The organism is Sphaerotilus sp. (assembly GCF_031429695.1).
GTDB lineage: Bacteria > Pseudomonadota > Gammaproteobacteria > Burkholderiales > Burkholderiaceae_C > Sphaerotilus.
On record NZ_JANPAB010000105.1, the window covers coordinates 42622 to 54073 of the forward strand.

Annotated in this window: 10 protein-coding genes; 9 read left to right on the forward strand and 1 reads right to left on the reverse strand. The window is 67.2% G+C overall.

The genetic code is table 11. From position 1 onward, the window contains the following. Positions 1-4 precede the first annotated feature (4 nt). The 9 genes from RMP06_RS19610 to RMP06_RS19650 all read left to right on the forward strand — a co-directional run bounded on the left by RMP06_RS19610 (position 5) and on the right by RMP06_RS19650 (position 10267). Entirely contained in the window at positions 5-1327 is a 1323-nt protein-coding gene (locus tag RMP06_RS19610) for a replication-associated recombination protein A (protein ID WP_310463488.1), read from the forward strand. A 169-nt stretch (positions 1328-1496) separates the two neighbouring features. Next, positions 1497-2432 carry a branched-chain amino acid ABC transporter permease gene (locus tag RMP06_RS19615; protein WP_310463477.1) on the forward strand — a complete coding sequence of 312 codons (936 nt, stop codon included), beginning with the start codon at positions 1497-1499 and terminating at the stop codon, positions 2430-2432. A gap of 22 nt (positions 2433-2454) precedes the next feature. Further along, positions 2455-3537, forward strand: coding sequence for an ABC transporter permease subunit (locus tag RMP06_RS19620; protein ID WP_310463489.1), 1083 nt, complete (start codon positions 2455-2457; stop codon positions 3535-3537). 28 nt (positions 3538-3565) lie between these two features. Continuing rightward, the gene (locus RMP06_RS19625) at positions 3566-4354 is read left to right on the forward strand and encodes an ABC transporter ATP-binding protein (protein WP_310463478.1); all 789 of its coding nucleotides are present in this window, start codon (positions 3566-3568) and stop codon (positions 4352-4354) included. A gap of 29 nt (positions 4355-4383) precedes the next feature. Beyond that, the gene (locus tag RMP06_RS19630; RefSeq protein WP_310463479.1) at positions 4384-5130 is read left to right on the forward strand and encodes an ABC transporter ATP-binding protein; all 747 of its coding nucleotides are present in this window, start codon (positions 4384-4386) and stop codon (positions 5128-5130) included. A 73-nt stretch (positions 5131-5203) separates the two neighbouring features. Beyond that, positions 5204-5791 carry a phospholipase D family nuclease gene (locus RMP06_RS19635; RefSeq protein ID WP_310463480.1) on the forward strand — a complete coding sequence of 196 codons (588 nt, stop codon included), beginning with the start codon at positions 5204-5206 and terminating at the stop codon, positions 5789-5791. Between the two features lie 18 nt (positions 5792-5809). After that, positions 5810-6856, forward strand: a complete 1047-nt coding sequence (locus RMP06_RS19640) for a histone deacetylase family protein (RefSeq protein WP_310463481.1) — start codon at positions 5810-5812, stop codon at positions 6854-6856. Continuing rightward, positions 6853-9228 (forward strand): bifunctional diguanylate cyclase/phosphodiesterase, encoded by a 2376-nt coding sequence (locus RMP06_RS19645; protein ID WP_310463482.1) that lies wholly within the window; start codon positions 6853-6855, stop codon positions 9226-9228. The genes RMP06_RS19640 and RMP06_RS19645 overlap by 4 nt, the downstream gene beginning before the upstream one ends. A gap of 43 nt (positions 9229-9271) precedes the next feature. Beyond that, positions 9272-10267: a CAP domain-containing protein gene (locus RMP06_RS19650; protein WP_310463483.1), complete on the forward strand. Its 996-nt coding sequence runs from the start codon at positions 9272-9274 to the stop codon at positions 10265-10267. Between the two features lie 8 nt (positions 10268-10275). Here RMP06_RS19650 and RMP06_RS19655 read toward each other — a convergent pair. After that, on the reverse strand, positions 10276-11452 hold a 1177-nt coding region (locus RMP06_RS19655), incomplete at its 5' end, for a phosphoenolpyruvate carboxylase (protein ID WP_310463484.1).

Here is an 11452-nt window from a genome sequence, read left to right on the forward strand (position 1 = left end):
CGATCTGCCGGACACTGATTCGGCACCCACGGCGGCATCGGTTCCGGTCGCCGATGCGCCGCTCGCCGAGCGCCTGCGCCCGCGCCACCTCGACGAGGTCATCGGCCAGCACGACCTGCTCGGGCCGGGCAAGCCGGTGCGGGTGGCATTCGAATCGGGCCGGCCGCATTCGATGATCCTGTGGGGCCCGCCCGGCGTGGGCAAGACCACGCTGGCCCGCCTGATGGCCGATGCCTTCGACAGCCGCTTCGTGCAGATTTCGGCCGTGCTCGGTGGCGTGAAGGACATCCGCGATGCGGTCGAGCAGGCGCGGGTGGCGCAGGCGCAGGGGCGGCGCTGCATCGTCTTCGTCGACGAGGTCCACCGCTTCAACAAGGCGCAGCAGGACGCCTTCCTGCCGCACGTCGAGTCGGGCCTGTTCACCTTCATCGGCGCCACGACCGAGAACCCCTCGTTCGAGGTCAACTCGGCGCTGCTGTCGCGGGCGACGGTGCATGTGCTGCAGCCGCTGTCCGAAGACGACCTGCTGGCGCTGCTGGTCACTGCGCGAACGGAACTGCAGGCTGCCGAGCCAACCCCCGAAGCCGCAGCGCGCCTGGTCGCCTATGCCGATGGAGATGCGCGGCGCTTGCTCAACACCTACGAAAACGTCGTGCGCATGGTGGGCACGGCCACCGTGATCGACGAAGCGGCACTGGAGCGCAGCCTGGGCGCGCAACTGCGGCGCTACGACAAGGGCGGCGAGCAGTTCTACGACACGATCTCGGCGCTGCACAAATCGGTGCGCGGCAGCAGTCCGGATGCGGCGCTGTACTGGTTCGCGCGCATGGTCGATGGCGGGGTCGATCCGCGCTACATCGCGCGGCGGCTGATCCGCATGGCCAACGAGGACATCGGGCTGGCCGACCCCCGGGCGCTGCGGCTGGCGCTCGATGCCAGCGAAACCTACGAGCGGCTCGGTTCGCCCGAGGGAGAGCTGGCGCTGGCGCAGGCCGTCGTCTATCTGGTGGTGGCGCCCAAGTCGAACGCGGTCTACACGGCGTGGAAGGCGGCGCGTGCCTTCGTGCAGCAGGATGGTTCGCGGCCGGTGCCATTGCACCTGCGCAATGCGCCCACCAAGCTCATGAAGGACCTCGACTACGGTCGGAATTATCGGTACGCCCATGACGAGGCGGACGGATATCCGTCCGGCGAGCAGTACTTCCCGGACGCCCATGACCCCGCACCGCGCTTCTATGCACCGGTGGCCCGCGGGCTGGAGATCCGCATCGGCGAGAAACTTGCCCAATTGCGCCAACTCGACGAAGAAGCGAAGAAAAACCGCTGAATCGCTGGTCATTCCCGGATGTTCGGCGATGTTCCTAGCGCAAACGCGCATCTGGCGAGGCTCCTCGCCCGCCTAGAATTGGTGTGCGAAATGCAGCGGGAAGATGTCACATTCCATCCTGGCACAGGCCTTGCAGCATGACGCAACAGCGGTCACAGGAGAGCTTGGAATGGATATCTTTGTACAGCAGATCATCAACGGTCTGGTGCTCGGGAGCATGTATGCCCTCGTCGCACTCGGCTACACGATGGTCTACGGCATCATCAGCCTGATCAACTTCGCGCACGGCGAGGTGCTCATGGTCGGCGCCATGGTCAGCTGGAGCGTCGCCATTGCATTCCAGGAAGCGGGCTCGACCCTGCCGGGCTGGCTGATCATGTTCATCTCGGCGATCGCCGCGATCATCGTCTGCTCGGTGTTGAACTACGCCATCGAGAAGATCGCCTACCGGCCGCTGCGCAACGCGCCGCGCCTGGCGCCACTGATCACCGCCATGGGCATGAGCCTGCTGCTGCAGACGCTGGCCATGATCATCTGGAAACCGAATCCCAAGCCCTATCCGCAGCTGTTGCCGGTGGAGGTCTACAACCTCTGGGAAGACGGCCCCGTCATCACGCTGACTCAGATCCTGATCCTCGTCATCACGGCGGCGGTGCTCACCGGTCTGCTGTGGCTGGTCAACAAGACCAAGCTCGGTCGCGCCATGCGGGCCACGGCGGAGAACCCGCGTGTCGCCGGTCTCATGGGCGTGCGCCCGGACCACATCATCAGCACCACGTTCGTGATCGGCGCGGCGCTGGCCGCCATCGCCGGCATCATGTGGGCCGCCAACTACGGCACCCTGCAGCACAGCATGGGCTTCATGCCCGGCCTGAAGGCGTTCACCGCAGCGGTGTTCGGCGGTATCGGCAACCTGACCGGGGCGATGGTCGGCGGCGTGCTGCTCGGCCTGATCGAAGCCATCGGCGCGGGCTACCTCGGCGACCTCACCGGCGGCATCTTCGGCAGCCAGTACGTCGAGATCTTCGCCTTCCTCGTCCTGATCCTGGTGCTCACCATGCGACCGTCCGGCCTGATGGGCGAACGCGTGGCCGACCGCGCCTGAGGAGACCACACACATGACTTCCATGGACAAGACCAAGCAATGGGTGGTGTTCGGACTGGCGGCGCTCGCGCTGCTGGCGTTGCCGCTGTTCGCGGCGCAGTTCGGACATGGCTGGGTGCGCATCATGGCGCTCGCGCTGCTGTACGTGATGCTCGCCCTCGGCCTGAACATCGTCGTCGGCTTCGCCGGCCTGCTCGACCTGGGCTACGTCGCCTTCTACGCGGTGGGGGCCTACCTCTACGCGCTGCTGGCCTCCCCGCATCTCTCGGACAACTTCGAGTGGATCAAGGCGATGTTCCCGGACGGGTTGCACATGCCCATCTGGGCCGTGGTGCCCGTGGCTGCGCTGGTGGCGGCGTTTTTCGGCGTGACGCTGGGGGCACCGACGCTCAAGCTGCGCGGTGACTACCTGGCCATCGTGACGCTGGGCTTCGGCGAGATCATCCGGGTGTTCATGAACAACCTGGAGCACCCGCTCAACATCACCAACGGTCCGCGCGGCATCAGCCAGATCGACCCGATGAACTTCTTCGGCTTCAGCTTCGGCAAGCCGGTGGATCTGTTCGGACACACCTTCCCGCCGGTGGTGCTGTACTACTACCTGTTCCTGGGGCTGGTGGTGCTGACGGTGATTGTCTGCCGCCGGCTGGAGGTTTCGCGCATCGGCCGCGCCTGGATGGCCATCCGCGAGGACGAGATCGCCGCCAAGGCGATGGGGCTGAACACCCGCAATCTCAAGCTGCTCGCCTTCGGCATGGGCGCCACCTTCGGCGGGGTGTCGGGCGCCATGTTCGCGGCTTTCCAGGGCTTCATCTCGCCCGAGTCGTTCACGCTGGCCGAGTCGGTGATGATCGTTGCGATGGTGGTGCTGGGCGGCATCGGGCACATCCCCGGCGTGATCCTGGGCGCGCTGCTGCTGTCGGCGCTGCCGGAAGTGCTGCGCTATGTGGCCGGTGACGTGCAGGCCATGACGGGCGGGCGGCTGGACGCGGCCATCCTGCGCCAGTTGCTGATCGCGCTGGCGATGATCACGATCATGCTGGTGCGCCAGCGCGGCCTGTGGCCCGCGCCCGAGCACGGCAAGGCCGCTCCGGCGGCCAAGTGAAGCTGAAGCGAACAGGAGCCATCTCCCCATGAGCAAGAACACCGCGGACATCGTCCTGGAAGTCAAGGGCGTCTCCAAGCGCTTCGGCGGCCTGCAAGCCCTCTCGGACGTGGGCATCACCATCCACAAGGGGCAGGTCTACGGCCTGATCGGTCCGAACGGCGCCGGCAAGACGACCTTCTTCAACGTCATCACCGGCCTCTACACGCCGGACGGTGGCACGTTCAACCTCGGCGGCGCCCCCTACACGCCAACTGCGGTGCATGAGGTGGCGGCCGCCGGCATTGCCCGTACCTTCCAGAACATCCGGCTCTTTCCCGAAATGACCGCGCTGGAGAACGTCATGGTCGGGCGCCACGTGCGTTCGCACTCCGGGCTGATCGGCGCGGTCTTCCGCACCCCGGCGTTCAAGGCCGAGGAGCGGGCCATCGCCCAGCGTGCGCAGGAGCTGCTCGACTACGTCGGCATCGGCAAGTTCGCCGAGTACAAGGCGCGCACGCTGAGCTACGGCGACCAGCGCCGCCTGGAGATCGCGCGCGCGCTCGCCACCGACCCCAAGCTGATCGCGCTCGACGAGCCGGCTGCCGGCATGAACGCCACCGAGAAGGGGGTGCTGCGCGAGCTGATCGACCAGATCCGCAAGGATGGCCGCACCATCCTGATCATCGAACATGACGTGAAGCTGGTGATGGGGCTGTGTGACCGGCTGACGGTGCTCGACTATGGCAAGCAGATTGCCGAGGGCACGCCAACCGAGGTGCAGAAGAACGAGAAGGTGATCGAGGCCTACCTGGGCACCGGTCACAAGGCCCATTGAACGCAAACGCAGCACGGACACCCCACACGATGGCAACCGCAATTCACCACAAGACCGGCGGCAGCGGCCAGGTTCTGCTGAGCATCGAGAACCTGAAGGTCGCGTACGGCGGCATCCAGGCGGTCAAGGGCGTGACGCTCGAAGTCCGCGAAGGCGAGCTGGTCAGCCTGATCGGTGCCAACGGCGCTGGCAAGACCACCTCGCTCAAGGCGGTCACCGGCATGCAGCCCATTGCCGACGGTGACGTGAAGTACCTTGGCAAGAGCCTGAAGGGCCAAGGCTCCTGGGATCTGGCCAAGCAGGGGCTGGTGATGATTCCCGAGGGGCGCGGCACCTTCACCCGGATGACGATCACCGAGAACCTGCAGATGGGCGCCTACACGCGCAACGACCAGGAAATCGACGTCGACATCGAGAAGGTGTTCAGCATCTTCCCGCGCCTGAAGGAGCGCCGCGACCAGCTTGCCGGCACGATGTCCGGCGGCGAGCAGCAGATGCTGGCGATGGGCCGCGCGCTGATGGCCCGGCCGAAGGTGCTGCTGCTGGACGAGCCCTCGATGGGCCTGTCGCCGATCATGGTGGACAAGATCTTCGAGGTCGTCGCCGACATCCACAAGCAGGGCGTGACGATGCTCCTGGTTGAGCAGAACGCCAGCCGCGCGCTGGCCGTGGCCGACCGCGGCTACGTGATGGAGTCCGGGCTGATCACGATGACGGGTCAGGGGCGGCAGCTGCTGGCGGATCCGAAGGTCCGGGCAGCCTATCTGGGCGAATAAGGCCCATTGCCGGCCAGGGGGCCGGGTGGGCGTGGGATGATCCACGCCCGAAATGACATCCGATCCCTGCCCCATGATCCGTTTTGCTGACGCTTGGCCATCCTTGCTGGCTGTCACCGGGGCGCTGCTGGCCGTGGCCATGCCGACGGTGGCGCGCACCGACGAACCGCCTGCCGCTGCCCCGGTCGCCGGCTACCAGACATTTTCACCACGCGCGTCGTACCGGCTGTGTTTCACGCCCGATGGCGACTCCTGCGAGAAGCTGCTCATCGAGAGCATCCACGCCACGCGCCGCTCCTTGCGTGTGCAGGCCTATGTGTTCACCAGTGTGCCGATTGCCCAGGCCGTCAAGCAGGCCAAGGAGCGCGGCATCGACGTGCAGGTCATCGTGGACAAAAGCCAGGTCGGTGACAAATACACCAGCGCCACCTACCTGAAGAACGGGGGCGTGCCGGTGGTCATTGACACCAAGCCGGCGATCGCGCACAACAAGGTCATGATCTTCGACGGCCGGGCGGTCTTCACCGGGTCGTACAACTTCACCAAGTCCGCCGAGACCCGCAACACCGAGAACGGTGTGTTGATCCGCGACGATGCGGCACTCGTCAAGGCGTATCTCGACAACTGGAATACCCGCTTCGCGGTGTCGGAGCCTTACTGAACCTTGGAGGGGCCCACGATGCGCATCGTCCACAACCCGGAGCACCACCGCCACGACGCCCGCCACGAGATGTTCCGTGGCCGGTTGGTGCCCTGCCACGAGACGCCTGACCGGCTGGCGTTCGTGCTGGAGGCACTGCGGCAGCGGCCGGTCGGGCTGCTGTGTCTGCCCGATCCAGTGTCCGATGCCGTGCTGGCTGCCGTCCACTCGCCGCGCTATCTGGATTTCCTCGCGGGTGCCTGGGATGCCTGGGTGGCGCTCGATCCGGCCAACGCGGCGCTCGATATCCTGCCCTCGGTCTGGCCGGTGCGCGGTTTCCGGCATGACGTGGTGCCGGGCAACTTCGCGGCGCAGCTCGGCCTGTATTCATTCGATGCCGGCAGTCCCATGGTGGCCGGCACCTGGTCGGCGGCACGGGCTGGCGCGGCGTGTGCCGTCACCGCCGCGCGGGCGGTGCTGGCAGGCGAGCGCAGTGCGGTGGCGCTGACCCGACCGCCGGGCCACCATGCCGGGCCGGATTTTTTCGGTGGCTACTGCTTCCTCAACAACGCCGCATTGGCGGCGCAGGCGCTGCGTGACGGTGGTGCGGCGCGGGTGGCAGTGCTCGATGTCGATTACCACCACGGCAACGGCACGCAGACCATCTTCGACGCCCGCGACGACGTGCTGACCGTCTCGCTCCATGGCGACCCGATGACCGAGTACCCGTTTTTTCTCGGACACGCCGACGAAACCGGGCAGGGTGCTGGCCTGGGCTTCAACCTCAACCTGCCGCTGCCCCGCGGCACCTCGGCGGAGACCTGGTTCGACACGCTGGACCAGGCGGCGCAGGGGGTGGCGCGCTTCCGGCCGGAAGCGCTGGTCGTTGCGCTCGGGGTGGATACCTTCGAGGGCGATCCGATTTCCGGCTTCCACCTGCGCAGTGCGGACTACCTGCGGCTCGGCGAACGCCTGGCCCGCCTCGGGCTGCCGACGGTCTTCACCATGGAAGGTGGCTACGCCGTCGCCGAAGTCGGCACCAACGTAGTCAACGTGCTGCAGGGCTACATGGAACGTGCGCCATGAGCCTGCGCGCCCGCATCCTCTGGCTGGTGCTGGTGGCGTCGCTGCTGCCGGTGCTGGCGATGGTGTGGGTGCTGCTGGAAAACCGGGCTGCCACGCTGGAGCAGGTCCGCGGACAACTCACCGCCCGCACCGGAGTCATCGCCAGCGACCTTGACGACAAGATCAGCGGCACGGCGCAGTTGCTGTTCGGCCTGGCCCGGGTGCCATTGCTGGGGTTGCCGGACACCGAGGCCTGCTCGGTCTTCCTGGCCGAGGTGCTGCGCGAACACCCGCAGTACACGGGCCTGCTCACCATCCGTCCCGATGGACATCTGCACTGCGACTCGCTGCGCAGCGGCCGCCAGCTCGATCTCAACGACCGCAGCTACTTCATGCGCGCACTCACCGCCACGCGCCATGTGGTCGAACCGGTGATCGGCCGGCTGACCGGCAAGGCGGTGCTCCAGATCGCCTACCCGGTGCGGGATGCGCAGGGCGCACTGCGCTTCGTCATGCTGGCCTCGCTGAACCTGGACGACTACGGGCGCTCGGTGGCCGCCTCGCTGCCCTACCGGCAGATGAACCTCCAGATCTGGAACGACGACGCTTCCCTGGTCCTGGACTACCCCGGGTCTGGCGCGGCCAGGCTGGCGGTGGACGCCGTGACGAAACGTTTCGTGCTCTCCGAAGCGATGGGGCCATTGGCCGAAACACTGGGTGAGGCAGCGCAGGCTCGGATCTGGGCCAGCGCGCTGCTGCCCCGTACCCGTGATGCGGGCCTGCGCCTGGTGCTGAGCGTCCCGGAAGTCGACCTCCACGCCCAGGTGGATGTCCATTTCCGCCGGGCGCTGGCGGGTGTGCTGCTGACGTCGGTGCTGGTGTTCCTGGGCGCGGCGGGGCTGGGTGAGTTCGCCGTCCGGCGCCAGGCCGCACGCCTGATGGTTGGTATCTCGCGGCTCGATGCCGGTCGCTTCGACGAGCCGATCGGTGCGCCCTATCCCCGCGGCGAACTGGGGGAAGTGATGGTCGCGCTCGACCGCATGGCGGATTCGCTGTCGCTGCAGCGCGAGGTGATTCACCACAACACCGAGGCGCTGAAACGCCAGGCCAGCCACGACGCACTCACGGGCTTGGCCAACCGCCACCTGCTCACCGACCGGCTGACGCAGGCGCTCATCTACGCCCGACGGTCCCACCGTGTCACGGGCGTGCTGGTGCTCGACCTGGACCGGTTCAAGACCGTCAACGACAGCCTCGGCCACAGCCATGGCGACTTGCTGTTGCAGACCGTGGCCGAGCGCCTGAGCGGCTGTGTGCGCCAGGGTGACACCGTGGCCCGGCTCGGTGGTGACGAGTTTGTGCTGGTGTTGTCCGACATGGCGGAGGTGAGCGACATCGTGCCGGTGGCGCAGAAGATCCTGAGCACGCTTGCCCAGCGGGTGCGGGTCGGCGGGCAGGATCTGTCGGTCAGCACGAGTCTGGGGATCAGCGTCTTTCCGCGCGACGCGGACACGGCCGACGTTCTGCTGCAGCACGCCGATACGGCCATGTACCGCGCCAAGGCCCGCGGTGGCAACGCGATGGCCTTCTTCACGCCCGAGATGAATGAGGAAACGGTCGAGCGCCTGCGCGTCGAAGCCGGACTGCGCCGCGCGCTGGAGCAAGGCGAACTGCGCTTGCACTTCCAGCCCATCGTCGATGCTGTCAGTGGCCGCATCGTCTCGGCCGAGGCGCTGGTGCGCTGGCAGGATCCCGAGTTCGGGCTGGTGTCGCCGGCGCGTTTCATCCCGATCGCCGAGGAGACTGGCCTGATCGTGCCGCTTGGCGACTGGGTGATGCGGACGGCCTGCACCCACGCCCAGGCCTGGCAGGCCGCCGGGTTGGGCGATGTGCCCGTGGCCGTCAATCTCTCCGCGCGCCAGTTCAGCCACCCGGCGCTCGACGCCTCGATTGCCGCGGCACTGGCCGCCACCGCGTGTCCCGCCGCGTTGCTGCAGCTGGAAATCACCGAAAGCATGGTGATGGCCCAACCCGATCACGCACTGGTGACCATGCAGCGTCTGAAAGCCATGGGCGTGCAGCTCTCGATTGACGACTTCGGTACCGGCTATTCATCACTCAGTCACCTCAAGCGCTTTCCGGTGCACAAGCTCAAGATCGACCGGTCTTTCGTGCAGGACATCGAGACCGATCCCAATGACGCCGCCATCGTCGATGCCATCCTTGTGCTGGCCAAGAAACTGGGCTTGCGCACCGTCGCAGAGGGGGTCGAGACCGAGGGGCAGGTGGCGTTTCTGGCGGCGCTGGGCTGTGACGAATACCAGGGTTACCTGTTCGGGCGGCCCTGCACGCCCGAGCAGTTCGAACAGCGCGTGCGCAGCGCGGTGCGGTAGGCTGCAGGGGTTTTCACGCCAACCGATGGACGAGGGAGTTCAGATGCACACCGACCACTGTCTGGCCCGATGGGGTGTTTCCACCGCACTGGCGGCGCTGGTGTTGTCCACGACAGGTTGCGGCGGCGGCGCCGGAGCGACCGGTGACACTGGCGGCGGGACGGGATCCTCCTCGTTCACAACGGCCGCCCAGACCCTCTATGCCGCGCTGCCGGACACCAGCATCTGCCGCGCCGGCACACTGACCGCTGCCGAAAAAGCCAGCACCCTGGCCGCTGTCAACGCCATCCGCACTGCGCACGGGCTGGCCGCCGTCGCCTATGACACCACCGTCACGGGCGACAACGAGGTGATGCAGACCGCGCTGATGTCGGCCGTCAATGGCGCACTCAGCCACGAGCCACCGAGCGGCTGGGGGTGTTACAGCGCAGCGGGCCTGGCGGGCGCCAAGACGAGCAACCTCTACCTCGGCGGCCCGAGCGCCTTCCTGACGCTCGTGTCCTCGGCGTCGATCCTGACCGGCTGGCTCGCCGATGTCGGCAGCGAGTCCACGCTCGGCCACCGCCGCTGGCTGCTCGACCCCTTCCTGAAGCAGATCGCCTTCGGCCGCGTCGATGTCCAGGCCGCCAGCGGCGTGCGCACCACAGGTGCGGCCATCAAGGTCATCTACGCCACCGACGAGGCCGGCCCGGTCACGCCTGACTACATCGCCTACCCGGTCGGCGACTACAGGAAAGCCTACTTTCAGGGTGACCCCGTCCTGTCCTTCACCGCCATCGCCGACAAGACCAGCCGCTCGGCCAATGGACTTGGCAAGGTTGATTTCGGCGTGGCGACTGTCTCGGTGGTGCCCCGCGGCGGTGTGGCGCTGGCCGTGAGCGCGGTGTCGCCCGACTACGCCGGTTACGGCGTGCCGAATGTCCTGCGCTTTCGGGCTGCGGGCATCACTGCTGGGGTGATCCACGACGTGACGGTGGCGAACGTCCGGGTGAACGGGGTGCTGCGCACTTACAGCTACCCCGTCCGGCTGGTGGACTGAGCCAGCGATCAGCCCGTGTTGCGCAGGCCCGCCGCCACCCCGTTGATCGAGATGTGGATGCCGCGCTGCAGCCGCTCCAGCGTCGGATCGCCCGCCGTCTTCGCGTCGGCCGGGCGCTGCCGGTAGCGGCGCATCAGCTCGACCTGCAGGTGGTTCAGCGGGTCGAGGTAGGGGAAGCGGTGTTCGATCGAGCGCGCCAGCGTCGGGTTGTTCGCCAGGCGCTGGGTGTCGCCGGTGATCTGGTTCAGCGCGTCGTTGGTGCGCTGCCACTCGGCCTCGATCGCGGCGAAGATCTTCTTGCCGAGCTTCTTGTCCTCGACCAGATCGAGGTAACGCGCCGCGATGCGCAGGTCGGTCTTGGCCAGCACCATGTCCAGGTTCGACAGCAGGGTGCGGAAGAATGGCCAGTCCTTGCACATCCGCTGCAGCAGCGCCAGCCGCTCGGCCCGCAGCTTGTCGGTCTTGCCGTTGGCCAGGTAGGCCTCCACCGCCGAGCCAAAGCCGCACCAGCCCGGCAGCGCGACGCGGCACTGGCCCCACGAGAAGCCCCACGGAATCGCCCGCAGGTCTTCGATCGCCCGTGTTGCCTTGCGTGAAGCGGGGCGCGAGCCGATGTTCAGTTCGGCGATCTCGCGGATCGTCGTGGCGCTGAAGAAGTAGTCGGTGAAGCCGGGGGTCTCGTAGACCAGCGCGCGGTAGGCGGACATGCTCGCCAGCGAGAGTTCCGCGGCGGCGTCGAGGAAGCTGCGCGGGGCGCTTTTTGTCGGGTGCAGCAGCGTGGCTTCGAGCGTGGCGGCGACCAGCGTTTCCAGGTTGCGCAGGCCGATTTCCGGGTGTGCGTACTTGGAGGCGATGACCTCGCCCTGCTCGGTCAGGCGGATCTGGCCGTTCACGGTGCCGGGGGGCTGCGCCAGGATGGCCTGGTAGCTCGGGCCGCCGCCACCGCCGACCGTGCCGCCGCGGCCGTGGAACAGGCGCAGCGTGATGCCGTGGCTGTGGCCCAGCGTGTCGAACAGCTCGACCAGCGCGAGTTCCGCTGCGTACAGCTCCCAGTTGCTGGTGAAGAAGCCGCCGTCCTTGTTGCTGTCCGAGTAGCCGAGCATGATGTCCTGCTCCGCCCCGGACCGCTGCACCAAGGCGGCCACCCCGGGCAGCGCGTAGAACTGCTGCATGATCGGCGCGGCA

Excerpts from the sequence above, each read along its gene's own strand:
- RMP06_RS19625 (WP_310463478.1), top strand. The coding sequence starts at position 3,566 with ATGAGCAAGAACACCGCGGACATCGTCCTGGAAGTCAAGGGCGTCTCC.
- RMP06_RS19645 (WP_310463482.1), top strand. The coding sequence starts at position 6,853 with ATGAGCCTGCGCGCCCGCATCCTCTGGCTGGTGCTGGTGGCGTCGCTG.
- RMP06_RS19615 (WP_310463477.1), top strand. The coding sequence starts at position 1,497 with ATGGATATCTTTGTACAGCAGATCATCAACGGTCTGGTGCTCGGGAGC.
- RMP06_RS19640 (WP_310463481.1), top strand. The coding sequence starts at position 5,810 with ATGCGCATCGTCCACAACCCGGAGCACCACCGCCACGACGCCCGCCAC.
- RMP06_RS19635 (WP_310463480.1), top strand. The coding sequence starts at position 5,204 with ATGATCCGTTTTGCTGACGCTTGGCCATCCTTGCTGGCTGTCACCGGG.
- RMP06_RS19630 (WP_310463479.1), top strand. The coding sequence starts at position 4,384 with ATGGCAACCGCAATTCACCACAAGACCGGCGGCAGCGGCCAGGTTCTG.
- RMP06_RS19620 (WP_310463489.1), top strand. The coding sequence starts at position 2,455 with ATGGACAAGACCAAGCAATGGGTGGTGTTCGGACTGGCGGCGCTCGCG.
- RMP06_RS19650 (WP_310463483.1), top strand. The coding sequence starts at position 9,272 with ATGCACACCGACCACTGTCTGGCCCGATGGGGTGTTTCCACCGCACTG.